28 protein-coding genes, 1 tRNA gene and 1 pseudogene are annotated in these 22037 nt (G+C 74.2%); 15 read left to right on the forward strand and 15 right to left on the reverse strand.

All coding sequences use genetic code 11. The features are described from left to right. The first annotated feature begins 219 nt into the window (after positions 1–219). The 3 genes from ACNJ93_RS32560 (at position 220) to ACNJ93_RS32570 (ending at position 2618) form a co-directional block, all read left to right on the forward strand. Positions 220–1242: a LacI family DNA-binding transcriptional regulator gene (locus ACNJ93_RS32560; RefSeq protein WP_418961066.1), complete on the forward strand. Its 1023-nt coding sequence runs from the start codon at positions 220–222 to the stop codon at positions 1240–1242. A 20-nt stretch (positions 1243–1262) separates the two neighbouring features. Next, positions 1263–1772: a barstar family protein gene (locus tag ACNJ93_RS32565; protein ID WP_418961067.1), complete on the forward strand. Its 510-nt coding sequence runs from the start codon at positions 1263–1265 to the stop codon at positions 1770–1772. 105 nt (positions 1773–1877) lie between these two features. Continuing rightward, positions 1878–2618 (forward strand): response regulator transcription factor, encoded by a 741-nt coding sequence (locus ACNJ93_RS32570; RefSeq protein WP_418961068.1) that lies wholly within the window; start codon positions 1878–1880, stop codon positions 2616–2618. Positions 2619–2794: 176 nt separating this feature from the next. Here ACNJ93_RS32570 and ACNJ93_RS32575 read toward each other — a convergent pair whose 3' ends face one another. Both ACNJ93_RS32575 and ACNJ93_RS32580 read right to left on the reverse strand, forming a co-directional pair. Then, positions 2795–3247 (reverse strand): hypothetical protein, encoded by a 453-nt coding sequence (locus ACNJ93_RS32575; RefSeq protein WP_418961069.1) that lies wholly within the window; start codon positions 3245–3247, stop codon positions 2795–2797. Then, positions 3234–3593, reverse strand: coding sequence for a hypothetical protein (locus ACNJ93_RS32580; RefSeq protein ID WP_418961070.1), 360 nt, complete (start codon positions 3591–3593; stop codon positions 3234–3236). Before ACNJ93_RS32580 ends, ACNJ93_RS32575 begins: the two co-directional genes overlap by 14 nt. 210 nt (positions 3594–3803) lie before the next feature. On the opposite strand from ACNJ93_RS32580, the gene ACNJ93_RS32585 reads away from it, so the two are divergent. From ACNJ93_RS32585 to ACNJ93_RS32595, 3 genes are all read left to right on the forward strand, one after another. Continuing rightward, on the forward strand, positions 3804–4442 hold the full coding sequence (locus tag ACNJ93_RS32585) for a DinB family protein (protein WP_418961071.1): 639 nt from the start codon (positions 3804–3806) through the stop codon (positions 4440–4442). 16 nt (positions 4443–4458) lie between these two features. After that, positions 4459–5349: a GNAT family N-acetyltransferase gene (locus ACNJ93_RS32590; RefSeq protein ID WP_418961072.1), complete on the forward strand. Its 891-nt coding sequence runs from the start codon at positions 4459–4461 to the stop codon at positions 5347–5349. Between the two features lie 267 nt (positions 5350–5616). Beyond that, on the forward strand, positions 5617–6327 hold the full coding sequence (locus tag ACNJ93_RS32595) for an MOSC domain-containing protein (RefSeq protein ID WP_418961073.1): 711 nt from the start codon (positions 5617–5619) through the stop codon (positions 6325–6327). Between the two features lie 201 nt (positions 6328–6528). On the opposite strand, the gene ACNJ93_RS32600 is transcribed toward ACNJ93_RS32595, so the two are convergent. Then, positions 6529–6759, reverse strand: coding sequence for a hypothetical protein (locus tag ACNJ93_RS32600; protein WP_418961074.1), 231 nt, complete (start codon positions 6757–6759; stop codon positions 6529–6531). Between the two features lie 180 nt (positions 6760–6939). Here ACNJ93_RS32600 and ACNJ93_RS32605 point away from each other — a divergent pair. The 3 genes from ACNJ93_RS32605 (at position 6940) to ACNJ93_RS32615 (ending at position 8394) form a co-directional block, all read left to right on the forward strand. After that, positions 6940–7013 (forward strand) — tRNA-Met (locus tag ACNJ93_RS32605). 94 nt (positions 7014–7107) lie between these two features. Further along, positions 7108–7962 (forward strand): hypothetical protein, encoded by an 855-nt coding sequence (locus tag ACNJ93_RS32610; RefSeq protein ID WP_418961075.1) that lies wholly within the window; start codon positions 7108–7110, stop codon positions 7960–7962. A gap of 90 nt (positions 7963–8052) precedes the next feature. Then, complete coding sequence (locus tag ACNJ93_RS32615; RefSeq protein WP_418961076.1) at positions 8053–8394, forward strand: hypothetical protein; 342 nt, start codon at positions 8053–8055, stop codon at positions 8392–8394. Between the two features lie 52 nt (positions 8395–8446). Here the strand turns inward: ACNJ93_RS32615 and ACNJ93_RS32620 are convergent, their stop codons facing one another. From ACNJ93_RS32620 to ACNJ93_RS32635, 4 genes are all read right to left on the reverse strand, one after another. Further along, entirely contained in the window at positions 8447–8626 is a 180-nt protein-coding gene (locus ACNJ93_RS32620; RefSeq protein WP_418961077.1) for a hypothetical protein, read from the reverse strand. A 264-nt stretch (positions 8627–8890) separates the two neighbouring features. Next, positions 8891–9253 carry a hypothetical protein gene (locus ACNJ93_RS32625; protein WP_418961078.1) on the reverse strand — a complete coding sequence of 121 codons (363 nt, stop codon included), beginning with the start codon at positions 9251–9253 and terminating at the stop codon, positions 8891–8893. Between the two features lie 23 nt (positions 9254–9276). Next, positions 9277–9426, reverse strand: coding sequence for a hypothetical protein (locus tag ACNJ93_RS32630; protein WP_418961079.1), 150 nt, complete (start codon positions 9424–9426; stop codon positions 9277–9279). Between the two features lie 41 nt (positions 9427–9467). Next, on the reverse strand, positions 9468–9992 hold the full coding sequence (locus ACNJ93_RS32635) for a TetR/AcrR family transcriptional regulator (RefSeq protein ID WP_418961080.1): 525 nt from the start codon (positions 9990–9992) through the stop codon (positions 9468–9470). Positions 9993–10137: 145 nt separating this feature from the next. On the opposite strand from ACNJ93_RS32635, the gene ACNJ93_RS32640 reads away from it, so the two are divergent. Together ACNJ93_RS32640 and ACNJ93_RS32645 are read left to right on the forward strand one after the other, a co-directional pair. Further along, positions 10138–11619, forward strand: a complete 1482-nt coding sequence (locus ACNJ93_RS32640; protein WP_418961081.1) for an amidase — start codon at positions 10138–10140, stop codon at positions 11617–11619. Positions 11620–11669: 50 nt separating this feature from the next. After that, positions 11670–12195: pseudogene (locus ACNJ93_RS32645) on the forward strand (HAD domain-containing protein). 12 nt (positions 12196–12207) lie between these two features. Here the strand turns inward: ACNJ93_RS32645 and ACNJ93_RS32650 are convergent. From ACNJ93_RS32650 to ACNJ93_RS32670, 5 genes are all read right to left on the reverse strand, one after another. Next, a complete protein-coding gene (locus ACNJ93_RS32650; RefSeq protein WP_418961082.1) occupies positions 12208–12645 on the reverse strand; it encodes a S26 family signal peptidase in 438 nt (145 codons plus the stop codon). Positions 12646–12740: 95 nt separating this feature from the next. Further along, on the reverse strand, positions 12741–14645 hold the full coding sequence (locus ACNJ93_RS32655) for an ABC transporter ATP-binding protein (RefSeq protein WP_418961083.1): 1905 nt from the start codon (positions 14643–14645) through the stop codon (positions 12741–12743). Between the two features lie 12 nt (positions 14646–14657). After that, positions 14658–15254, reverse strand: coding sequence for a TlpA family protein disulfide reductase (locus ACNJ93_RS32660; protein ID WP_418961084.1), 597 nt, complete (start codon positions 15252–15254; stop codon positions 14658–14660). 33 nt (positions 15255–15287) lie between these two features. After that, entirely contained in the window at positions 15288–15815 is a 528-nt protein-coding gene (locus ACNJ93_RS32665; RefSeq protein WP_418961085.1) for a MauE/DoxX family redox-associated membrane protein, read from the reverse strand. Between the two features lie 79 nt (positions 15816–15894). Then, positions 15895–16095: a hypothetical protein gene (locus ACNJ93_RS32670; RefSeq protein ID WP_418961086.1), complete on the reverse strand. Its 201-nt coding sequence runs from the start codon at positions 16093–16095 to the stop codon at positions 15895–15897. Positions 16096–16432: 337 nt separating this feature from the next. Here ACNJ93_RS32670 and ACNJ93_RS32675 point away from each other — a divergent pair, with 337 nt between their 5' ends. After that, positions 16433–16915 carry a MarR family winged helix-turn-helix transcriptional regulator gene (locus ACNJ93_RS32675; RefSeq protein WP_418961087.1) on the forward strand — a complete coding sequence of 161 codons (483 nt, stop codon included), beginning with the start codon at positions 16433–16435 and terminating at the stop codon, positions 16913–16915. Next, positions 16912–17349 carry a MarR family transcriptional regulator gene (locus tag ACNJ93_RS32680; protein ID WP_418961088.1) on the forward strand — a complete coding sequence of 146 codons (438 nt, stop codon included), beginning with the start codon at positions 16912–16914 and terminating at the stop codon, positions 17347–17349. The genes ACNJ93_RS32675 and ACNJ93_RS32680 overlap by 4 nt, the downstream gene beginning before the upstream one ends. A gap of 45 nt (positions 17350–17394) precedes the next feature. Here the strand turns inward: ACNJ93_RS32680 and ACNJ93_RS32685 are convergent, their stop codons facing one another. The 3 genes from ACNJ93_RS32685 to ACNJ93_RS32695 form a co-directional block, all read right to left on the reverse strand. After that, a complete protein-coding gene (locus ACNJ93_RS32685) occupies positions 17395–17850 on the reverse strand; it encodes an SRPBCC family protein (RefSeq protein WP_418961089.1) in 456 nt (151 codons plus the stop codon). Between the two features lie 152 nt (positions 17851–18002). After that, positions 18003–18998, reverse strand: coding sequence for a questin oxidase family protein (locus ACNJ93_RS32690; RefSeq protein ID WP_418961090.1), 996 nt, complete (start codon positions 18996–18998; stop codon positions 18003–18005). A gap of 477 nt (positions 18999–19475) precedes the next feature. Continuing rightward, positions 19476–20099, reverse strand: coding sequence for a histidine phosphatase family protein (locus ACNJ93_RS32695; protein WP_418961091.1), 624 nt, complete (start codon positions 20097–20099; stop codon positions 19476–19478). Between the two features lie 152 nt (positions 20100–20251). On the opposite strand from ACNJ93_RS32695, the gene cpt reads away from it, so the two are divergent. Beyond that, entirely contained in the window at positions 20252–20788 is a 537-nt protein-coding gene (gene cpt, locus ACNJ93_RS32700; RefSeq protein WP_418961092.1) for a chloramphenicol phosphotransferase CPT, read from the forward strand. 61 nt (positions 20789–20849) lie between these two features. After that, a complete protein-coding gene (locus ACNJ93_RS32705) occupies positions 20850–22004 on the forward strand; it encodes an ABC transporter substrate-binding protein (RefSeq protein ID WP_418961093.1) in 1155 nt (384 codons plus the stop codon). Positions 22005–22037: the final 33 nt, after the last annotated feature.

Consider the following 22037-nt stretch of genomic DNA (forward strand, 5'->3'; position numbering starts at 1 on the left):
GCGCCGGGGTGCGCCGACAGGTGATGATGGGAGCGCTCCCACGCCGTTGCCCGGAAGCGTCCTGCGCATCCCACGGGGGTGTCAAGAGGTCTGCCCGGATTCGCCTTTGGGCGCCCTCGGGTAAGGTGGCGAACGTGTGGGAGCGCTCCCACATCCGGTCGGCCTCTATGGTTTCCTGATCGGCGCGGAGCGCGACACGGACTGAGGGGAGTACGCGCCTTGAGCGGACGGCAGAGCGGCAGGCCCACCCTGGAAGAGGTCGCGGCCCGGGCCGGCGTGGGCCGGGGCACCGTGTCCCGGGTGATCAACGGTTCGCCGCGGGTCAGCGAACAGGCCAAGGCGGCGGTCGACCGCGCCATCGCCGAACTCGGCTACGTCCCCAACCAGGCGGCCCGCGCCCTCGCCGGCAGCCGTACCGACGCGATCGCGCTGGTCATCCCCGAGACCGAGGCGCGGCTCTTCGCGGAGCCGTACTTCCTCGACCTCATCCGCGGCGTCGGCGCCGAGCTCGCCGAAGCCGACAAGCAACTGCTCCTCACCCTCGTCCGCTCCGATCGGGAACGGCGCCGCTTCGAGCAGTACGTGGCCGCGCAGCGCGTCGACGGCGTCCTGATCGCGTCCGTGCACGCCGACGACCCGCTGCCCGAACTCGTCAGGGAACTGGGCCTGCCCGTCGTGCTCAACGGCCGCCGCTCGGAGGACGAGCCCGTCCCGTACGTCGACTCCGACAACGCAGGCGCCGGCCGCGCCGCCGTCGACCACCTGGCCGCCCGCGGCCGCCGGGCCATCGCCACCATCACCGGTCCGCTCGACATGTACGTGGCCCGGGCCCGCCTCGACGGCTACCGCGCGGGCCTCGCCGCGGCCGGCCTGGCCGCCGACGAGGCCCTGGTGGCCACGGGCGACTTCACGGAGGAGGGCGGCCACCGCGCCATGCGCGAACTCCTCGCCCGCCGGCCCGGCCTCGACGCCGTCTTCGCCGCCTCGGACGTCATGGCCGCCGGCGCCCGCGCCGCCCTGCGCGAGGCCGGCCGCCGCGTCCCCGACGACGTCGCCCTCGTCGGCGTCGACGACTCGACGGTCGCGCGCCTCATGGACCCGCCGCTCACCAGCGTGCGCCAGCCCATCGAGGAGATGGGCCGCACGATGGCCCGCATGCTCCTCCAGGAACTGGCCGAGACCGCCCAGGCCCCGCACCGGCGGGTCCTGCCCACGGAAATGACTGTCCGCGCGTCCACCTGAGCGGCTAGGGTCGGCGTCTCATGGCATCGAAGAACGGACGGGCGCTGCTGCGAGCCGCGCCCGCCGACACGGACGACCCCTACGTGATCGCGGCCCGGCGCAGGCTCGCCCGCTGGGAGGACCTCGACGCCGCGCGACTCGGGGCCGGCGAACGCCCGTACCTCGTCTCGGAGGAGGAACACCGGCGCATCCGCGAGGCGTTCGCGGAATCAGGGGTCACGTTCCTGCAGGCGGACGCCAGCGCGGTCACCACGGAGCACGAGTTCCTCGTCCTCCTCGGCGAGGTCCACGCCTTCCCCGAGTACTACGGCGAGAACTGGGCCGCCTTCCTCGACTGCTACGCGGACGTGTTCGAGGCCGACGACGCCCCGCTCGTCCTGACCGTCCGCGGGCTCGACCGCCTGCGCGACACCGACTTCCGCGCCTTCCTGCGCTGCGTGCACGAACTGGAGTCGGCGACCGAGTCCGTCCCGCTGCTCCGGCCGGTGATCCCGAGGAAGGTCGTCAACCTGTACGTCGGCGCGTGGTGAGCCGGCGCCGCCCGGCCAGTTCCGGGCGGGCGCGGGGGCGCGGGCGGGCGGCTCGCCGTACGATCACGCGCGGAGGGCCTCGCAGGCCGGCACCCGGAGGTTCGTGTGGATCAGCTGCCCATGGAGGACGTCGAGCGCCTGCTCGCCGTGGTCGCCGACTGCCACGCCGCACGGACGCTGCCGGAGCTCGGCGGGCTGCTCACCGAGTCCCTGGCCGCCCGCCTCGGTTTCCGGAGCGTCGCGGTCCTCACCGGCGACACCCGGCCCCGCCTCTTCCAGGACTCCACGGCCCAGGCGTCCGGGATCGTCGCCCCGGCCATGGGCGCGTACCGCGAGCACTTCCACCGGCTGGACCCGATCGCCGCGGCGGCCGCGGACGCGGCCCTGCGCGGCGAGCCCGCGCCGCCGCTGACGCTGCTCGACGTCGCCCACCTCGCCGAAGGCGAACGGCGCCCCTTCGTGGACGACTTCCTGCGGCCCCACGGCATCGGCGCGGTGATGGCGAAGTCGTGGCGGTCGCCGGAACCCGGCCCGCAGCTCGGGATCGCCCTGTTCGACCCGTACGAGCGGGCCTTCGGCCCCCGCGAGGTCGCCCTGCTCGGGGTGCTCGGCCCCGCGATCGCCCGCATCGCGGCGGGCCTGCAGGCTGCCCGGCCCCCCTGGGCGGACCTGCTCACGCCCCGCGAGACCGAGGCGGTCGGCCTGCTGGCGGAAGGGCTCACCGACGAGCAGATCGCCCGCCGGATGGTCGTCGACATCGGCACCGTGAAGAAGCACCTGGCCGCCGCCCGGCGCAAGTCCGGCTGCCCGAACCGGGTGGCCCTCGCCCGCGCCTGGGCGCCCTGAGTCCCCTTGCGCCGGCCCGGCCCCCCGTGCCGGACCGACACAAGAGGAATCCCTCGCTCCCCTCGGGCTGACCTCAGCATGAACCATGACCGGACGCCGGACCATGGGCCGAAAGGGGAAGACCCGTGAAGACGGCACGGCGGCAGGGCGCGCCCGCGCGGCGGGCGCCCTCGCCGTCACCCCTCCTGCGCGTAGTACTCGGCGTAGTAGGCGGCCCAGCCGGCGGGCGTGAACTCCTCGAAGTCCTCGCTCTCCTCACAGTGGGTGATCCACCGGAGGGCGGCCTCGCCTTCCTCGGTCCCCAGACCGGCCAGGTACGCCTTCGTCGCGTCGAGCCCACCGCCGCAGAGCAGCTGGACGTCGATGGAACACCCGGCGTCGAAGCTCGCCCTCTTGGCCCGCCAGATGAGCAGGACGTCGTCGGTGGGACCGGTGGCTCCTGCGGCTGCGGCGGTGAACAGCTGGACGACGCAGAGCTTCATCAGGATCGTGTCCCCGTGCCCTTGCGACTTCCGCTCCCGCCGCGTCTGCTCGGCCAGCAGCTCCCGTACGGCATCGAGGTCCCGGCCCCGGGGGTGCAGGCCGTACCGGGCCAGCCAGATGTCCTCGTCGACTTCAACGGAATTCATGGACGACCTCGATCTTTCCGACGATGTGGGCGTTGAACAGGTCCAGCTCCTCGGCCGGCACCCACAGCTCCAGGATCGTACGCCCGCCGGCCTGCCGGACCGGATACCGGCTCAGGAACGCGGTCTCCACCTCGAACCGCGTCACGAACCCGGCGCCGCTGTGCTTCACGTTCCAGTCCCGCGCGATGCGGATCGCGTAGTCCTCGTCGAGCACCGGGTAGAAGATCGGCTGCTCCGGCAGCCGCGGCGGCCAGGCCCGCCAGTCCGACCGGCGCACGAGCTCCAGCTCCTCGGGCCCGGTGGGGCGCCACAGGGTCGTGGTCGGGGCCGTGGTGCGGCTGGACATCGTGCCTCGCTCTGCGTACGGGCCCCTCGGATCGAGGTGTCAGGGTGACACGGGGCCGGGAGCAGGGACGCTACCGAGGAGCGGGGCCTGCGACCAGGCGTTTTCCACCGCCGGAAATTCGGGCGCGCGAAGGCCAAGGGCTGTGCCAGGGTGGCGCGTTCGGAATTCTTGGAGCCGGGGTCCGCCCGACAGCCGCCGCAGGAGCGTTCGATGAGCACACCGCACCGCCTCGTCCCGTTGCTGGAGCAGTTCGACTTCGCGTACGAGCGCCTCGTGGGGCGGCTGGCCGGCCCGCACATGGACAGCGGCAACGGCACGCTCGTCGACGTGACGCCGATGACCGACGAGGAGTACCTCTGGGAGCCGGTCCCCGACTGCTGGTCGGTGCGCCGGCGCACCGACGGCCCCGGGCCGCGGGCGACGCTGCTGATCGGCGCAGGCGACTGGGGACGCGACACGGCCGCGCCGCCGCACCCGGTGCCCCCGCCGTTCACCACCATCGCCTGGCGCCTGAGCCACCTCAGCGAACTGCTCACCCTCCGCGCCGACCACACCGGGGGCACCCGCAGCCTCACCCGTGACGACTACCGCACCAGCGGGGACGCCGCCGGCGCGATCGCCGAGCTCACCGCGGGCGCCACGGCCTGGCGCAAGGCCCTGACCGGCCTGGACGACACGGCCCTGGACACCGTGGGGTACTGCACGTACCCCCACGGCAGCGACCCGGAGAACCCGTTCATCGACATCGTCTGGTGGGTCAACCAGGAACTCCTCCACCACGGCGCCGAGATCGCCCTCCTCCGCGACCTGTACCGCACCACGCGGACGGCGGCGACCGGCGCCTCCTAGAAGGGGAGGACAAGGGATGACGATCGAGCTGCGCACACCCGGGGCCGACGGCCTGAAGGAGGCCGTCGGCGCGCTGCGGGACTGGCAGGACGACGAGGCGCCGATGCAGCTTCACCCCGGGGACCTGGGGTGGTTCTGGCGGTCGGGCGCGGCGGCGACCGCCGCGGCGGTCAGGACCTGGAGCCGGGACGGACGCGTGCTCGCCGTCGGGCTGCTGGACGGCCCCGGCCTGCTGCGGCTGACGACGGCGCCGGACGCCCTGCGGGACGAGGAACTGGCGCGGCGGCTGCGGGACGACGTGACCCGCCCGGAGCGCGGGGTGCTGCCCGAGGGCAGGGCGAACGTCGAGGCGCCGCACGGCGCCCGCCTCCACGACCTGCTCCACGAGGACGGCTGGCGCACCGACGAGCCCTGGACCCCGCTGCGCCGCGACCTGACCGGACCGGTGCCGGACCCGGGCCTGCGGTTCGAGGTCGTCGGGCCGGAGCGGGCACGGGAGTTCACCGCCGTGCACCGCTCCGCGTTCGACGGCTCCCGCTTCACGGACGACCGCTGGCACGCCATGGCGACGGGTCTGCCGTTCACCGAGGCCCGGTCCCTGCTCGCGTACGACGACCGCGACGAGGCGGTCGCGGCGGTCACGGTGTGGTCCGCCGGCCCGGGCAGGCCCGGCCTGCTCGAACCCATGGGCGTCCACCGCGACCACCGCCGCCGGGGCCACGGCAGGGCGATCACCCTCGCCGCGGCGGCCGCCCTCCGCGCCCTGGGCTCGTCGACCGCCCTCGTCTGCACCCCCACCGCCAACACCGCCGCCGTCACCACCTACGCCTCGGCCGGCTTCCACCGCCTCCCGGAGGTACGGGACCGTTACCGCGACGGCCGGAGCGAGGGGAGGCCGGGCACATGACCGAACGGGACACCGGCGGCGAGGACGCCGAAGCCGCACGGTGGGAGGCGGAACGAGACCTCCGACGTGAGGCCGAACGGGTCGTCAACGAGACCGCTCAAGGGCTCCGCACGATGGACGACGCGACAACCTGGTTCTCGGCTCCGACGGAACAGGGCTGCAGACCCCCGTGGCGCAACCTGCCCGTCCGAGGCGGGAGCTGGCGAGGCCCGGCGGCCGGGCTCGCCCTCACGGGGCGCCCGGCGGGGGTCGGGTAGCGTCTGCCGGGTGACGAGCGTCGTGGGAGTGATCGAGCGCATCTGGCGGTACCCCATCAAGTCGACGGGCGGGGAGTCGCTGCCGAGCGTGGACGTCGACACGCGGGGGCTGGTCGGTGACCGGCTCTTCGCGGTGCGGGACGCCGAGGGCAGGCTGGGCTCGGGCAAGAACACCCGCCGTTTCCGCAGGATGCCCGGCCTGCTGCACCTGCGGTCCCGCTGCGTCGACGGGTCCGACCGGCCGGAACTGCTCGACCCGCACGGCGTCGCCGTCCCGGACCCCACGGCGTACCTGCGGGGTTACCTCGGCCGCGACGACGTCGACGTGGCCCGGGAGGACGCCGTCCCGCACTTCGACCAGCTCCCGCTGAGCGTCCTGACCACCGCCACGCTCGACTGGGTGCGCTCGGCGGTCCCCGGCGTCCCCGTCGACGAACGGCGCTTCCGCCCGAACCTCCTGGTCCGCACCCCGCCCGACACGCCTCCCTTCGTCGAGGACGAGTGGTTCGGGAGCAAGGCACGCATCGGCGACGACCTGTGCGTCGCGTTCGTGCGCTCCAGCGAGCGCTGCGTCATGACCAACGAGGCCCAGCAGGACCTCCCTCATGCGTCCCAGGTCCTCCGCGCCCTCGCCGACGCCCACGACACCCGCCTGGACGCCCTGGCGACGATCGCGGAACCGGGGCGGGTGAGCGTCGGCGACCTCCTCGTCCTGCTCTAGGGGGTGTTGCACGAGGTTCGGCTCGGGTAGGCCCAAGTGGTGCCTGACCTGTTGCTTCACCGTGTCCAGGTCACCAGGTGAGTCCTGCGAGGAGGCCGCCGATCAGTCCAGCGACCCACACCGGCAGCACCTGCGCCGGCGCGTCGAAGGGCCGCCCGGGCCTGTCCGGGCGCCCCTCTCCTCCGCCTTTGCCTGCCGTCCCTACGGGTTGCAGCTGCTGCCCGCGCTGGGGTTGGTGCACAGGTCGTTCCCCGCGCCACCGTTGTTGGTGTTCGCGCCGGAACCGCCGTCGAGGGTGTCCCGGCCGCTGTCCCCGTTGAGGAAGTCGTCGCCGGGACCGCCGGCGAGGGCGCAGGCGAGCCGCCGTCCCAGTCGCGGCCTACGGGACGGGCGTGTCCCGGGCGAGGACACACTCGGGTTGGTTCGGAGCATATGAGCAGCACCTTTCGGCCGGGGAGCGCGGTCACGGCAGCACTGTTCGCACCAGACTCCTGACGGTCCGCCAGTCGAGGCACACGGGTGTTCCGTCGGCTGGAGCAGCGGTGCGACGCGGAAGGGCGCCCGGCGGAAAATCCTTGGCGTCCGGGGCGGTGCGCGCCCTACATTGGAGGCCGCCGAGTGGAGCAGCTAGGTAGCTCGTTGGGCTCATAACCCAAAGGTCGCGGGTTCGAATCCTGCCTCGGCCACTGCACGGCCGGGCCCGTCGCACGCGTTGCGGCGGGCCCGGCCGCGTCCGGCGCGCGGCATGCGGCGCGCCGCCGGGGCCGCGACAGTGGGGGAGTGGATGTCGACGAGGTCATCGACGAGCTGTACGGGCTGAAGCCGGCGGAGTTCACCGCCGCCCGCGACGCGTACGTGGCGCAGGCCCGCAAGGCGAAGGACGCGGCCGCCGCGAAGCGGATCGCCGCCCTGCGCCGGCCGACCCTGGCCGCCTGGACCTCGAACCTGCTCGTCCGGACGCGCCCCGCCGAGGCCCAGCAGCTGCTCGGCCTCGGCGAGGCCCTGCGCGAGGCGCACCGTACCCTCGACCCCGAGCAGCTCCGCCTCCTCAGCCCGCAGCAGCACCGCCTCGTCGCGACGCTCGTCCAGGACGCCGCCGACCTGGCCCGGCGGGCCGGTCAGCCCGTGGGCGGGGGCGCGCTCGACGAACTCGGGCAGATCCTGCGGAGCGTCCTCGCCGATCCGGACCTCGCGGAGGAGTGGGTCGCGGGCCGGCTCGTGAAGCCGCCGGAGGCGACGGTCGGCTTCCCCTCCGCCATCACCCCGGACCGGGTCCCGGCGCGCAGCCCCCGTAAGGCGCCGAAACCGCCACCGCGCCCACGAGAGGACCCCCGGCTCGGCACCGCTCGCGCCGAGGCCGAGGAAGCCCTCGCCGAAGCGCGCGGCCTGGAGGCGGAGGCCGACGCCGCGCGCACCCGGCGCGACGCCGCCGAAACCCACGCCGCCGAGGCCGCCGAGCGCCTCGCCGGCCTGGACGCCGAACTCCGCGAGGCCCGCGACGCCGAGCGCCACGCCCGCACGGAGGCCGAGCACGCCACCGCCGCCCTGCGCGAGGCCGAAGAGGCCGCCCGGAAGGCCCGCCGCACCGCCGACCGCGCAGAACAGGCCCTCAGCAAACTGAAGAACGCCGACTGACGCCCCGTACCGGGTGCCCGGGGAGGGGCGCGGCACCGACGCAGTAGACTCCACGCTCTTGATCCTGTGCCGCTGGGGGGCGACGTGGTGGTGGACGGCAGCACTTCCCGCCGATTGCGGCGCGTCGACTTCGCCGTGACGACGCTGTTCGGCGCGGTGTACGGGAGCGCCCTGTTCCTCATCGTCGCGGGCTTCGCCGTGGAACCGAGCGGCTGCGGAGGCCGTTTCCAGGAGTCGTGCTCGGCCGAGATCTCCTGGCGCCTCGGCGTCGGCTTCGGCCTCATCGCGCTGGTGGCCCCGTTGCTGCACAAGCTGGTGCCGAACATCCCCTTCGACCAGGGCGTCGGCCGCGCGGCAGCCATCGCCGCTCTCACCTCGGGCGCAGCGTCCGGCACAGCCCTGGCATGGGCAGTGCTCCACACCCTGACCTGACGCCCCGGATCGGCTCAGCTCGACCTGGAGCGCGGCAAGACTGCAGCTGCGTTCAGCAACTGGCCCGTCCGCTCCCGTTGTAGGCGTTGTCGGCGTTGTCAGCACTGTCGGCGATCATGGCCGGGTGCCACTGCCTCCTGAACTGCATCCGGTCCGTCTCTCCCTCCATGAGCCCGGTGCGTACGCCCACCGTCCGCGGCTGCTCGAGGAGGAGCTGTTCTGGCTGGGACATCTGAGCACCTTCCTGCGGGACGGGGCACCCGGATCCTGGCTCTGGCCGCACGATCCGGCCGCCTACCGGGGCTTCAACCGCCGCCTGTGGAAGGGGAGCGACCGGCCCGCGTTCACCGTGCCCGTGTCCGGCGGCGTGCGCCTGCACGTCGTCTACGAGAACGCCGGCGAGGACGCGAGCGTGGAATACGTGGCCCACCACCCCGCATGGGAGGAGGCCGAGGTCATGGCCCGCGATGCCGGGCACTGGCGAGGCCCAGGGCTGTCATGGCCCGAGCTGACCGCAGCGGCCGACAACGCACTGCCCGGCGGAACGACCACCGACCCCGACACCCGGCTGCTCCTGCTGCTGCCCGCCGGGGTCGCTCAGTTCCTCGTCGTCGCGCTCCATCGCGAACTCCGGGTACGGCGCACCGCTGTGCCGGCGGACGTCCTCGGGGTCCAGGCCCAGGTACTCCCGCAGTTCCGCAGGTCCGTCGTACGTCCAGCGCAGTTCCCAGCCCGGCCAGGCCGCGGCCAGGGCCTCCCACGTGGCGGCGCGGTGCCGCAGCCGGGTGATCGGGCCCTCCGCGGCGAAGAGCAGCAGCGTCCTGCGCCGCAGGTCGATCAGCGCGCCCGCCTCGCACATGCCCTCGTCGATCCACGGGCCGCTCAGCTGCTCGCGGGCGCGGACGAGCGGCAGGAGACGTCCGGCCCGGCGAGCAGGTCGAGGTCGATCCCCACCGCACCGAACCGGGGCGCGTACGTCTCGTGCGCGCCGCCGTCCTCGGGGATCACCACATACATCGCCCAGTTCGCCATGCCGGCGATGATCTCAGGACCGGATCGTCGTCCCCAAGCCGTTAATCCCCGGCCGCCGCCCGGTGCCCGCGCAGCCGTTCCTCCAGGCCCGCGATCAGCGAGCCGAGCCCGATCTCGAAGCCGAGCTCCGCCTCGTCGGGATCGAGCGTGATCAGGTCGAGCGCCGAGCCGACGACGAAGTACTCGACGGCCCGGACGACCGCCGCGACCTCGGCCTCCGGCCAGCCGGCCTCGCGCAGGACCGCGTACGCCCGCTCGTACGCGTCCAGCGTCGCCGCCGAGCCGATCGGCTGCGCGGTGAGCAGCGGCACAACACGCGGGTGGGCGGCGAACACCCTGCGGTACGCCTGTGCCCAGTGCCGCGCCGCGACCGTCCACGGCCGCAGCTCCGCCGCGCCCGTGCCGATCTGCTCGGTCAGCAGCTCCCGCAGGCCCTCGACCAGTTCGGCCCTGCCCGAGATGTGGTTGTACAGCGAGGGGCCCTTGACGCCCAGCTCCGCCGCGACCCGGCTCACCGACAGCGCCTCGGGGCCGTGCTCGTCCACGAGCCGGAGCGCCGTGGTCATGATGCGCTCGCGCGTGATCAGTCTGGTACTGGGGCGTGCCACCGGATGCCTGCTGCCTTTTCTCGTCGCGCTCTTGTCCCGTCCCTCGGGCCCTCGCTAGCCTACGCAAAACTACGGACTCTAGTTTTACGGGTGGGGAATGCCGATGCGGTACGACGAATACCGGCGCTTCGACGCGGTCGGCCTCGCCGAACTCGTCGCCCGGCGGGAGGTGTCGGCCGACGAGCTGCTCGACGTCGCCGTCGAGCGCGCCGAGGCGGTCAACGGGCGCGTCAACGCCATCGTGCGGCCCATGCACGACCTCGCCCGCGAACGCGCCGCCGGCCCGCTCGCCGGACCCTTCGCCGGTGTCCCGTTCCTGATCAAGGACTTGCTGCAGGACTACGCCGGACTGCCCACCGGCAGCGGCTCCCGCGCCGCCCGCCGGCACGTCCCGGATCGGCACAGCGAGGCGGTACGCCGCTGGCTGGACGCGGGCCTCGTCGTCTTCGGCAAGACCAACACCCCCGAGTTCGGCCTGAAGTCCATCACCGAGCCGACCGTCGACGGCCCCGCCCGCAACCCCTGGAACCCCGACCACACCCCGGGCGGTTCCTCCGGCGGCTCGGGCGCCGCCGTGGCGGCCGGCATCGTCCCCGTGGCCGGCGGCAACGACGGCGGCGGCTCGATCCGCATCCCCGCCGCCTGCTGCCACCTGTTCGGCCTCAAGCCGGGCCGCGGCCTCGTCCCCGCCGGGCCCGCCCACGCCGAGTACGAGCAGGGCCTCGCCACCGACGGCGTGCTCTCCCGCACCGTACGGGACACCGCCGCGATGCTGGACGTCCTCACCGCGGGCCACGACCCCGGCGGCCCCTACCTGCCCGCCCGCCCCGAGACCCCGTACGCGGAACTCGCCCGGCGCGCGCCGGGCCGGCTGCGCATCGGCTACACCACCGCGTCGCCGATCGGCACGCCCGTCTCCGCCGAGGCCGTGGCCGCCGTCGAGGACATGGTCGCGCTGCTGACGAAGCTGGGCCACGACGTCGAACCGGCCGAGCCGGACGTCGACGGGCAGGCCCTGGCGGTCGACTTCATGACCGCCTGGTACGCCGGCACCGCGTCCACCGTCGCCGAGCTGCGCCGGACCACCGGCGCCCGGGACCGGGACTTCGAGACCGACACCCTCCTCCTCGCCGCCGTCGGGCGCGCCATGCCGGCGCCGCGCTACCACCTGGCGATCCAGCGCCGCAACGAGCACGCCCGCGCGCTCGCCGCCTTCCACCGGAGCCACGACCTGCTGCTGACGCCCACGCTCGCCGAACCCCCGGTCCGCATCGGGGCACTGGAGACCCCGGCGGTCGTGAAGGCGGCCGGCCAGGCGGTGATGCGGCTCGGACTCATCGGCGGGCTCGCCCGTACGAGCCTGTGGAAGCAGGTCATCCTCGCCAACCTGTCCACCGTCCCCTTCACCCAGCTCGCCAACATCACCGGCCGCCCCGCCATGTCCGTCCCCGGCTACCGCACGCCCGAAGGGCTGCCTCTGGGCGTCCAGTTCGTGGGTCCGCTCGGGGGCGAGGGGACGCTGCTGGCCCTGGCGGCGCAGCTGGAGAGCGAGCGGCCCTGGGCCCACGACGAGCCGCCGCTGTAACGGGTGGCCCACCCTCGTGCGGCACACGGCCCCATGGCTAGGGTGCGGCTGTGACCGGCTCCGCGCAGCAGCCTCCGCTGCTCTTCCTCGACGTCGACGGTCCCCTCATCCCGTTCGGCGCGGAGCCGGGCACGTACCCGGCCCACGAGCCGGACCCGACGCGCACCGACCCGCGGGCGAACCCACTGCTGGCCCGGCTCGACCCCCGGCACGGCCGCCGCCTGGCGGCCCTTCCGTGCGAGCTCGTCTGGGCGACGACCTGGATGGCGGAGGCGAACGGGAGCGTCGCCCCGCGCCTCGGGCTGCCCGACCTGCCCCTCCTGCCGTGGCCGGAGCCCTCGGACCTCGACGCCGAGGACGAGCGCAGGGGGGCTGCACTGGAAGACCCGCGCCCTCGTCGCCCGGGCGGCGGGCCGCGCCTTCGCCTGGGTGGACGACGAGATCTCCGCCGCCGACCGCGCCTGGGTCGCCGCCCACCACCCCGGGCCCGCGCTGCTCCACCGCGTCGACGCCCGGCGCGGGCTCACCGACGCCGACTACGCCGTGCTGGACGCGTGGCTGCGACGCCCGGTCTGACCCTCCCTGCCGTCATCCCCGTACGGCGTCCGCGACGCGCCCCATTCGGCCGACCATCACGCCCACCACGCTCTCCGCCGGTACCGGCCCCCACACCCGGGAATCGGTGCTCACGTCCGGGTTGTCGCCGAGGACGACGAGCCGGCCCTCGGGCACGCGCCCGCCGCCCGCCGACGGCGGCACGCGCCCGCCCGCCAGCGCCGCCACCCGTTTGACGACCAGGTCGTCGCGCCCGGCTGCGGGAATGCGGTCGGAACGCAGGACGACGATGCCCCCGTCCCGCAGCCGGCGCGCCGAACGCCGCAGGACGAGGATCCGGTCGCCCGGCAGGAGCGCCGGCGTCATGCTCGCGCCGCGCACCGTGACGACGAGCAGCACCCGCCGGGCCGCCACGAGCAGGACGGCGAGCGCGGCGAACGGCAGCAGGACGAAGGCGGTGAGGGTGGCCATCGGAGGTCGGACTCCTTCGTGGGGGAACGGGGTTGCTTGTGGTGCCGGGGTTGCTCAGGCACAGGGGCGGTCCGCCGCCCCGGGACCGAGGCGGTTCACGCTCCCGGACCCGCGACCGCCCCCTCCGCCGCGACCGCCGCCGGCGCATCGGCCACGCCGACGTGCCCCGGCTCGTACCCCGCCGCCTGGAGCCGCCACAGTCGGGCGTACTCCCCGTCCGCGTCGAGCAGTTGGTCGTGCGTGCCGCACTCCGCCACGCGCCCGTGCCCGAGGACGGCGATCCGGTCGGCGTCGCGCAGGGTGCTGAGCCGGTGCGAGATGACGAGGACGGTCGCCCCCGCCCGCAGCTCGCGCAGACTGTCGTGGATCTCCCGCTCCGCGGCGGCGTCCAGGCCCGAGCTCGGCTCGTCCAGGATCATCATGTCCGCGTCGCGGCGCATGAACGCCCGGGCCACGGCGACCCGTTGCCACTCGCCGCCGGACAGCAGCTCGCCCTCCGCCGCCCCGGCCGCGCCGGTCGCGGCGAAGATCCGGCTGAGCAGCGTGCGGTAGCCGTGGCCGAGCCGGGACAGCCGTGCGTGGATGCCGGCGGCCGTGGCCGCCTCCGCGACCAGGTCCTCGCGGTCGAGCCGGGCGACGCGCCCGAGGCCGATGTTCTCGCCCGCCGTCAGGTCGTACCGTCCGTAGTCCTGGAACACCGCCGCGACCCGCTCCCTCAGCGCGTCCGGCTCGAACTCCCGGATGTCGACGCCGTTCCAGAGGATCCGCCCGCGCGTCGGGTCGTACATCCGGCACAGCAGCTTCACCAGCGTGCTCTTGCCGGTGCCGTTGACCCCGACCAGCGCGGTGACCGAACCCGCCGTGAGCGTCAGATCGACCCCGCGCAGGATCCACGGAGACTCGGCGGTGTACCGGAACCACACGTCCTGGAGTTCGAGGGTGTCGGCCAGCGGCGGTACGGGCCGGGGCGCGGCCGGCAGGGGCAGGTCGACCGGCACCTCGCCCAGCGTCCGGAAGGCGGTGAAGGTCAGCGCCGCCTGGTACGCGGTCGAGGCCGTGCTCGCGAGTTGCTCGACGCCGCGCTGGATGCCGGCGGTGGCCGCGATGAACACCGACACGTCGCCGATGCTCAGCTCGCCCTGCCGGGCGGCCCGCACCGCCCACAGCAGTCCCGCCCCGAACACCGCCACGCCCAGCAGCAGGTCGGGCGTGCGCGCGCGGAGGTTGCGCAGTTCGGTGCCGCGTTCCGCGGCGACGACGGTCCGCAGCTCCGCGCCCGCCCGGTCGGTGAAGAAGCGCTGCAGGCCGTAGAGCCGGATCTCCTTCACGGTGTCCGTGTCGGTGAGCAGACTTCCGTAGAACATCTCGCGGCGGCTGTTGTTCATCGTGTCGCGCAGCAGCTCCGCCCGTCGGCGGCCCGCGGTGAGCTGGGTGCGCAGGGCGGGCAGGGCGAGCAGCAGCGTGACGACGCCGAGGACCGGGTTGATGACGAAGACGGTGACGAGGAAGCCCGCCAGCATCACGGCCGCCTGCACCGCGGTCACGAGGGAGCCGACGAGCAGGTCGGGCGCGGTGCCCGCCGCCTGCTGGGCGAGCCGCAGCCGGTCCTGGAACGACGGGTCCTCGAAGTGCCGCAGCCCGGGGAGCCGGTTGACGCCGTCGAACAGTTCGTCCTGGACGCGCAGGCGCAGCGCCCTGGTGCTCTGGCCGCGCAGGAAGTCGGCGAGCGGAATGGTCAGCGCGCCGCCGAGGGTGGCGGCGATCAGCAGGACGGCGACCGTGGTGAGCCCGTCGTACCCCGGCCGGGTCAGACCGTCCAGGAGACGGCTGACGAGGAGCGCCGCGGCGGTCGGCAGCAGGCCGGCCGCGACGCTCACCGCCATGTACGCCGTGACGGTCCCCGGGGCCGAGCGCCAGGCCAGTGCGACGGCGGCCGCCGCGGAGCGCAGGGCCTCGCGGTAGCGGCGGGGTTCCGCGTCGCCTCCGAAGTCCTCGAACATCGTGCGCAGGCCTCAGGCGACCTGCGGCGCGACGTCCGCGAACAGTTCGGACGCCGCCTCGCGGTGGGCGATCCGGCCGTCGGCGCCGATCTCGACGTAGCTCGGCCAGCGGACGATGCCGAAGGCGTCGGAGGCGAGGCCGATCTCGGGCCGCAGAGTGGGATCGTTGGCGTCGTCGGACTCGACGACGACGCGCGCGACGGGGGAGAGCAGCGCGACGAGGTCCTCGGCGACCTTGCCGGAGCCCTTGACGACGGCGAGGACCCGGTCGCGGCCGCCGGGCAGCGAGGCGGCGATCCGGGCGAAGCCGGGGGCCTGCTCGCGGCAGGGGCGGCAGGTGGTGGAGAAGAAGCCCACGGCCGTGGCGCCGGTGAGGTCGGCGGCCGTCAGCGTGCCGTCCTGCCGGGTGACGACCCGGAAGTCGGGGACGGGGGAGCCGTCCGGGAGCCGGTTCTCGGGGATCTCCACCGCGGCCTCGCCGTTGCCGTCGTGTCCGTGGCCGGCGTGGTCGCCGGCGGCGACGCGGCGGGCGAGCGCGAGGAGGAGGAACAGGTTCAGGACGCCGATGACGGCGTTGAGACAGGTGACGACGGTGGTGACGGCGGACAAGGGGGCCTCACTTCGGTGCGGTGGGACGGTGGCTCACGCCGGGCGCGAGAACAGGCTGACCAGGGTGTCGGTGGAGATCACCAGGGCGCTGACCACGACGGCCGCGAGCGCGGCGGCGAAGGCCGCGGGGAAGGCCGGCGGCAGCGTGCCGCCGGACGCCACGGAGGCCGCGACGGCCCCGAGCACGGCGATCGTCACGAGCACGCCGTTGCGGACGAGATGGGCGGGGCCCACGCGGGTGCGCGAGCTGCCGAAGCACGCGCAGGACGTGTCGGCGCCGCGGCGGATCAGGACGACCAGCACGCCCGTGAACGCGACGAGGAGCAGCCCCGCGGCGACGAACGCCGCCGCGCCTGCCGGGCCCGGCAGCCAGACGAGGGCCGCGAGGGCCGCCTCGGCGGCGATGACGGCACCGGTCACGGCGGCGGTGAGGCGCTCGGGCACGAAGCCGAGGTCGCGTACGGTCTCCCGGAACTCGCCGGGAGCGCGCAGCTTGCCGAGCGCGGACGCGGCCAGAGTGACGGCGAGGGCGCAGCGCGCGGCGAAGAGCAGGTACTCCATGCCTCCTCCTGGGGCGGCGGACGGGGGTCCCGTCGGCGGCAGGGACCGCCGACGGGACCCCGCGGGGTGCGGCCGGACGTCAGCAGGCGCCGACGATGACGTAGGTGGTGCAGGTCGGCGCGGCGGCGCAGTTCCAGGAGCAGCAGGTACGGGTGTACAGGTTGCCGCCGGAGCACCAGCTCTTGGTGCCGGCCGGACAGGCGCACGCCGCGGCGGCGTCGTTCTGCGGCAGAACCCGTGCGAGCGCGCGACCGGCGAGGTCGGACAGAGCCTTGACCATGACATTCCTCCGGATACAAGGAGTGAGGACGACAGATGGGACCGGGAGCTCCCTTGATCGTTCGCGGGTCAACGTAATGACGCCCTTCGCGAAACGTCTAGACCAACTCCGGGGAGGAAGTCGGTGGTTGCCGTCCGCTCCGCCGGCACCTCCGCAGGTGACGGATGTCGCACGGCGACCCGTCGGCATTCCGGAAGAAGATTGGTCTAGTCCACATGCTGAAACGCGTGAGGTGTGCGGGGCGGGAGGGGTGACGGGGAGCGCTGCGTTCAATGCGGGGCGCGGGGAACTCCGAATTTAGTAGCCATGTACATAGTAGCCATGTACTGTACTTCTCGTGAGTTCAGCAACTGAGCGCGCCACGGCGGGATTTCTGGTCTGGCGGCTGTCGATGAAGTGGCGGGTGGCCGTCGACCGGGCGGTCGCACCGCTGGGCCTGACCCACGCCCAGTACGCCCTGATGGCCTCGCTGCACGGCATCGGGCGGTCCGGGCTGCGGCCCAGCCAGCGCGAGCTGGCCGACCGTACGGGCCTGGAACCGCTGTACGTGTCCAAGCTCGCCCGCGCCCTGGAGTCCTCCGGGCTGGTCGCCCGCACCCGGGACCCGAACGACCCGCGGGCGATGCAGTTGTCGCTCACCGAGCAGGGCCGCGACGTCACGCGCCGCGCCATCACGGTGGTCCAGGGGCTTCTGGACCAGCTGCTGGAACCGCTCGGCGGACAGGACAGCCCGCGCACCCGGGAGTTCACCCGCGAGCTGGCGATCCTGCTCGACGCACCTCTCGATCCGCACACCGCGAACGACAAGGAGCCGTCATGACCACCCCCGCATCCACCCTCAACGGCCGGGTCATCGCCCTGGCCCACTACGCGAGCCGCGCCCTCCTGGAGGGCGTGCTCCACCGCCACGGCGCCACGTTCCAGCAGAGCGTGACGCTCCGGGCCGTCGTGGCCGCGGGCGGAACCCTCGGCCGGGACGACCTCGTCCGCGACGTGACCGGCTCGCTGAAGGCCGCCCCCACGGAGATGCACGCCGTCATCGACGAACTGACCTCCGCGAAGCTCCTGGAACAGGACGCGTCCCTCCTGCGCCTCACCGACGCGGGCCGTGAACTCCACGAGACCACGACCACCGAGACCGCCCGGATCTCCGCCCGCCTGTACGCCGACATCCCGCAGGACGACCTCGCCGTCGCCGCCCGTGTCCTGGGCCTCCTCACCGACCGCGCGAACGCGGAACTCTCCGCTGCGTGACCGAGCGGGCAGGACGGGGTGCGGGATCGATCGGCCTCCCGGCCCTCAGCCGGCCGGCTCGCCGGCGCACTTGCGTTCCAGGTCGTGGAGGTCCTTCGTGATCGACGAGCGGACCTTGCGGGCCATCACGGGTGCGGCCAGTCGGTAGAAGCCGTCCGTGCCGCCCCGTACGCGGATCCGGGCCAGCGTGCCCCGCGGGTGCGCGTCGAACGAGTACGTGACGTGCATCGGCATGGGGCCGGCCACGGACACCATGTCCAGCAGTCGTGGGAACTCGTGGGCCGCGACCCGCAGCACGTAGTCGATCCGCTTGCCGAGGAAGTACGCGGTACGGGTCACCTCGGCGCCTACGCCGAAGCCGCCCCCCTCCGCCTCGCGGGTCAGTTCCGCCCGGCGGATCCCTTGCGTCCACTCGGCGTCGTTGCGCCAGTCCATGGCGTACGCCGCCACCCGCTCCGGCGGCAGCGGGATCACGCGTTCCGCGGTCTCGTCGATCGTCATGGCGGGCGTTCTCCTTCGGAGCGGGGGCGGCGAGGCGGACCGGCCGCCTCGGGGTGCTCCTCCAGGGTGTGGACGATTCGCGTGGCCGGCCACCGGGGCGGGGCCGCCTCCCGCAACGAGCCGGCAGGGGGCGTCCGGGCGACCCGCGCGGCCTAGCGCAGGGGAGCGCTCAGTTCGATCGCGCGGAGTGCGGCCGCCAGGGCGGGTTCGTCGGCGAAGTCCAGCGCGGTGTCGGTCAGTTTGACGACGTGCTCGTCGCCGTGTGCCAGCGCCCGCTCGGCCACCTCCTCGGGCGTGATCGCGCCGGGCGGCACGTACGGCACCGGCTCGTCGGGCGCGTACATCGCCGTGACCGCCGCGGACGCCGTCCACGCGGCCCGCAGGCTCGGCGCCCACAGGTCGTGGGGGAGTGCGGGCAGGGCGCGGAGCACGGCGTTCGGCGCGGTCGCCGCGTGGACCAGCATCGTCTCCTCGCCGTGGCCGTGCGTGGCGTACCGGTGCGTGGCCGCGCGGACGAGTTCGGCCAGGCGGGCGCGTACGGTCTCGGGGTCGGCGGGGCCGTCCGCCCACACCGGCAGCTCCGTGACGCGCTCCAGCCGGGCGGGGAACCCGCCGTCCCGCTCCGCGAGGGGCGCGACCGCGTCGAGGGCCGCGCCCGCGGTGGCGCCGGGCGGCAGGGCGAAGCGCCGTACCGAGACCGGGCGGTGGCGGGCGGCCCAGTAGCCGAGCCCGTGCGCCAGCTCCCTCAGGCGCGGCTCGGTCGGCTCACCCGAGAGGAGGGTGCGTACGGCGTGGCCGACGCGGATCACCGGATGCGTCGAGCCGCCGTACATCCCGGGCGCTAGCCGGGGCCACCACTCGGCCAGCACCTCGCGCCAGGGGCGCTCGGCCAGTTCGCCGGCGAAGTGGTCGATCCAGTCGGCCGCGCGCCGCGGATTCCCGAGCGCCGCCCGCCACCCGGCGGCGGTGACCGGTTCCACCCGGGACGGGAAGTCCTCGAGCTTGGCGCTGTACAGGTCGAGCCAGCGGTGCACGCCGCGCGCCTGGCCCCGGACGGTCAGGGCCTCCACGGCCATCGGCGCGTGGTTCGTCAGCCGCCCGAGCCGCTCCGGCCCGAAGCCGTGCAGTCGCTCCAGCGCCTCGTCCAATGTGCCGGTGGGGTCAGGCTTCCCGGCCGTTCCCGTACTCGTACCCGTTCCCGTTCCTGTTCCCGTACTCGTGCCCGGACCCGTACCCGTGTCCGCGGGTCCGGGCCTGCGCCCTGCACTCCTGTCCATGTCCATGAGAGCGACCGTAGGCCGGAGGCGGGAGCGGCGGAACGGGCCACGGACGTAGGCAGGGGCGTAGGAGCCCCCGGCCGGTGACCTAGGTCCCCCGGTCCGGTCCGCCCGTTCCGGGATCAGGGGCCCGGATGCCGGAGGCCGGACGCCCCTCGGTGACTCCCTACGGGCGGGTCCGGCAGGAGGACCGGTCCTTGAGTCGAGTCGCCGCTCACAATCGAGCTGTTGCACCCTGGCCCGCACCGCGGACAGCGTCGCGAGGGGGACACCGGCCCGAGAGGTCTTTGACCGGGGCACCGGCCGTGGCCAGGGAGAGCGCCCACCCACCCAGGCCCCCGACGGGTCTCAGACGTGGAGCTCCGGAGGGAAGCCGGTCCAGCGGAGTTCGGCGGGCAGGTGGCCGGTGTCGTTGAAGAGGAGCACTGACGGAGGACGGCCGGGGGCGTAACGGATGACGGTCAGGGCCGCGTTGGCATGGTTGACGCCCATCCAGCGCCACTCCGGCGCGCCGAACGCGGCGCGGACGAGCCAACCCACGAGGAAGTTGTGCGTGACGACGAGTTCGTGGCGCGGCTCGTCACCGTCGACGGGGCCGGTGAACTCCGCGAGTGCCGCGGCCGCCAGCCCGGGGCCCTGCTCGCGCTCCTCGGCCGGGAACCGGTTCAGGAAGCCGAGCATGGCGTCGGCCGTCCCCGACGGCAGTTCCTCGCGCGTCGGCAGGTACGGGATGTAGTCGCCGGCCGCGGCCGAGCGGCGCAGAGGGACGCCGTCGAGCTGTTCCCCGACCAGCCGCGCGGTCTCCGTGGCGCGGGCGAGCGGCCCGTGGTGGATCGCCGCCAGCGGCACGCCACGGAGCCGTTCCCCGAGCAGCGCGGCCTGGCGGCGGCCGGCCTCCGTCAACTCGCTCTCGTCCGCCGAGGCCTCGCCGTGCCGGGTGAGGTAGAGGTAGCGGGCCGCGGTACCGGTCATGTGGAGTCCCCCGTCGGAGTCGATCTTGTGGACTCCTGGAGTGACGCGGGCCCCGTCGGACCGGTTCCGTCGTGTCCCGGACCGGTTCCGTCCGGCCCCCTGCCGGTTCCGGCCCCCGACCGGTCGACATGAGCACGTCGTACAGTGTCACGATGACGACGCGGATGATCATCCTCAACGGCGGCTCCAGCTCCGGGAAGTCCGGGATCGTACGCTGCCTGCAGGCCGAACTGCCCGACCCCTGGCTCGCCTTCGGCTGCGACTCGTTCGTCGACGCCCTGCCCGCCCGGCTCCGGGCCGAGGACGACGACGGGATCGTCTTCGACCCGAACGGCGGCGTCAGCATCGGAGCGGAGTTCCGCGAGCTGGAGGCCGCGTGGACCGAGGGCATCGTGACGATGGCCCGCGCGGGAGCGAGGATCGTCGTCGACGACGTCTTCCTCGGCGGAGCGGCCTCGCAGCAGCGCTGGCAGAAGGCGTTGGGCGACCTGCCCGTGCTGTGGGTGGGCGTCCGGTGCGACGCCGCGGTCGCCGCCGGCCGCGAACTCGCGCGCGGCGACCGGACTCCAGGGATGGCCGCCCTGCAGGCGGAGCTGGTGCACGAGGGCGTGACGTACGACTTCGAGGTGGACACGACGCACGCCGAGTCGCTGGAGTGCGCCCGCCTCATCGCCGCCCGCGTCGTCTGAGCCGCATCGACGCGAGCGGGTGCACATGTCCGAGGAACCGGCACAGGAGAGAGGCCCACGCATGAAGACGCCGTCAACGCCGTCAACGCCGCCATCGCCGTCATCCCCGTCATCGCCCTCCGCGCCGCCGCCGGGCGCGGAGCGCACCGGCGGACCTTCGGTCCGGATCGGGGCGCTCGTCCCACTGACGCGGCCCGGCTGGACCGAGGCCGGCCGGCATCTGCTCGCCGGGCTGGAGCTGGGCGTGCGCGACGTCAACGAGGCCGGCGGGATCGACGACAGACCGCTGGAGCTGGTGGTCCGGGACACCGCGGCCGACCCGGAGAAGGCCGCGGCGGCCGTGGACGAACTGGCCCGCCTGGGCGTCGCCGCGGTGGCGGGGGAGTACCACAGCGTCGTCGCTCGCGCCGCCGCCGCACGGGCCGACGCCCTCGGCATGCCGTTCCTCTGCTCCTCGGCGGTGCTCGACGCGCTCACCGACCGGCCCGTGCGGGGCATCGCCCGCATCGCGCCCGCGCAGTCCCACGGCTGGCGCATCTACGGCGACTTCCTCCTCGGTGCCGGTCACCGCCGCATCGCCGTGGCGGCCCAGCCGAGCGTCTACTGGGCGTCCGGCACCGCCATCCTGCGCGATCACCTAGCTCCGCGCGGCGGCGCGGTCGTGGAGCTGGGCGCGCTCGCGCCCGAGGACCTGTGCGAGCGGCTCGTCGCGAGCGGGGCGACCGCCCTGCTCCTGCTCACCGGCCACCCGGACCCCGCGGTGGAGATCGTCCGGGCCGTCCGCCGCGACCCGCGCCTCGCCGGCATCACGATGGGCGCCCCGGCCGGACAGCCGGAGTTCGCCGAATGGGCGGCGCTGCTGGGGGCGGACGGCGCCGCGATCCCGTTCCTGCGGTATCTGCCCGAGCGCCTCGGCCCGCTCGGCGCGCGGGTCGCGACGGCCCTGCGCGAGCGACTGGCCGAACCCCCGTCCTTCGTCGCCCACGAGGGCTACGACACGGTCGCCGTCCTCGCCGAAGTCCTGCGTACGCACGGTACCGACCGTGCCGCCATGGCCGAGGCATGGGCGGGCGTGGGGGTCGAGGGCACACGGGGGAAGATCCGGTTCTCGCGCACCCCGGGCATCAGCGTGTGGCAGTGGGAGTGGCCGCCCGTGCAGGTCGTCGACCGCGACCCGGCGGCCCCCGACCGCTTCCGGGTCCTGCACACCGGCTGATGCCCCGCGAGGCCGGGGAACCGTTCCCGGTCC

This window comes from Streptomyces tritici (assembly GCF_048500665.1).
Classification (GTDB): Bacteria; Actinomycetota; Actinomycetes; order Streptomycetales; family Streptomycetaceae; genus Streptomyces; species Streptomyces tritici.

Bases quoted from the DNA above. Each gene is read 5' to 3' on its own strand.
- ACNJ93_RS32565 (WP_418961067.1), top strand. From the start codon at position 1,263: ATGGCATCGAAGAACGGACGGGCGCTGCTGCGAGCCGCGCCCGCCGAC.
- ACNJ93_RS32575 (WP_418961069.1), bottom strand. From the start codon at position 3,247: ATGAATTCCGTTGAAGTCGACGAGGACATCTGGCTGGCCCGGTACGGC.
- ACNJ93_RS32580 (WP_418961070.1), bottom strand. From the start codon at position 3,593: ATGTCCAGCCGCACCACGGCCCCGACCACGACCCTGTGGCGCCCCACC.
- ACNJ93_RS32585 (WP_418961071.1), top strand. From the start codon at position 3,804: ATGAGCACACCGCACCGCCTCGTCCCGTTGCTGGAGCAGTTCGACTTC.
- ACNJ93_RS32590 (WP_418961072.1), top strand. From the start codon at position 4,459: ATGACGATCGAGCTGCGCACACCCGGGGCCGACGGCCTGAAGGAGGCC.
- ACNJ93_RS32600 (WP_418961074.1), bottom strand. From the start codon at position 6,759: ATGCTCCGAACCAACCCGAGTGTGTCCTCGCCCGGGACACGCCCGTCC.
- ACNJ93_RS32620 (WP_418961077.1), bottom strand. From the start codon at position 8,626: ATGTCCCAGCCAGAACAGCTCCTCCTCGAGCAGCCGCGGACGGTGGGC.
- ACNJ93_RS32625 (WP_418961078.1), bottom strand. From the start codon at position 9,253: ATGTGCGAGGCGGGCGCGCTGATCGACCTGCGGCGCAGGACGCTGCTG.
- ACNJ93_RS32630 (WP_418961079.1), bottom strand. From the start codon at position 9,426: ATGGCGAACTGGGCGATGTATGTGGTGATCCCCGAGGACGGCGGCGCG.
- ACNJ93_RS32635 (WP_418961080.1), bottom strand. From the start codon at position 9,992: ATGACCACGGCGCTCCGGCTCGTGGACGAGCACGGCCCCGAGGCGCTG.
- ACNJ93_RS32640 (WP_418961081.1), top strand. From the start codon at position 10,138: ATGCGGTACGACGAATACCGGCGCTTCGACGCGGTCGGCCTCGCCGAA.
- ACNJ93_RS32650 (WP_418961082.1), bottom strand. From the start codon at position 12,645: ATGGCCACCCTCACCGCCTTCGTCCTGCTGCCGTTCGCCGCGCTCGCC.
- ACNJ93_RS32655 (WP_418961083.1), bottom strand. From the start codon at position 14,645: ATGTTCGAGGACTTCGGAGGCGACGCGGAACCCCGCCGCTACCGCGAG.
- ACNJ93_RS32665 (WP_418961085.1), bottom strand. From the start codon at position 15,815: ATGGAGTACCTGCTCTTCGCCGCGCGCTGCGCCCTCGCCGTCACTCTG.
- ACNJ93_RS32670 (WP_418961086.1), bottom strand. From the start codon at position 16,095: ATGGTCAAGGCTCTGTCCGACCTCGCCGGTCGCGCGCTCGCACGGGTT.
- ACNJ93_RS32680 (WP_418961088.1), top strand. From the start codon at position 16,912: ATGACCACCCCCGCATCCACCCTCAACGGCCGGGTCATCGCCCTGGCC.
- ACNJ93_RS32685 (WP_418961089.1), bottom strand. From the start codon at position 17,850: ATGACGATCGACGAGACCGCGGAACGCGTGATCCCGCTGCCGCCGGAG.
- ACNJ93_RS32695 (WP_418961091.1), bottom strand. From the start codon at position 20,099: ATGACCGGTACCGCGGCCCGCTACCTCTACCTCACCCGGCACGGCGAG.
- cpt (WP_418961092.1), top strand. From the start codon at position 20,252: ATGACGACGCGGATGATCATCCTCAACGGCGGCTCCAGCTCCGGGAAG.
- ACNJ93_RS32705 (WP_418961093.1), top strand. From the start codon at position 20,850: ATGAAGACGCCGTCAACGCCGTCAACGCCGCCATCGCCGTCATCCCCG.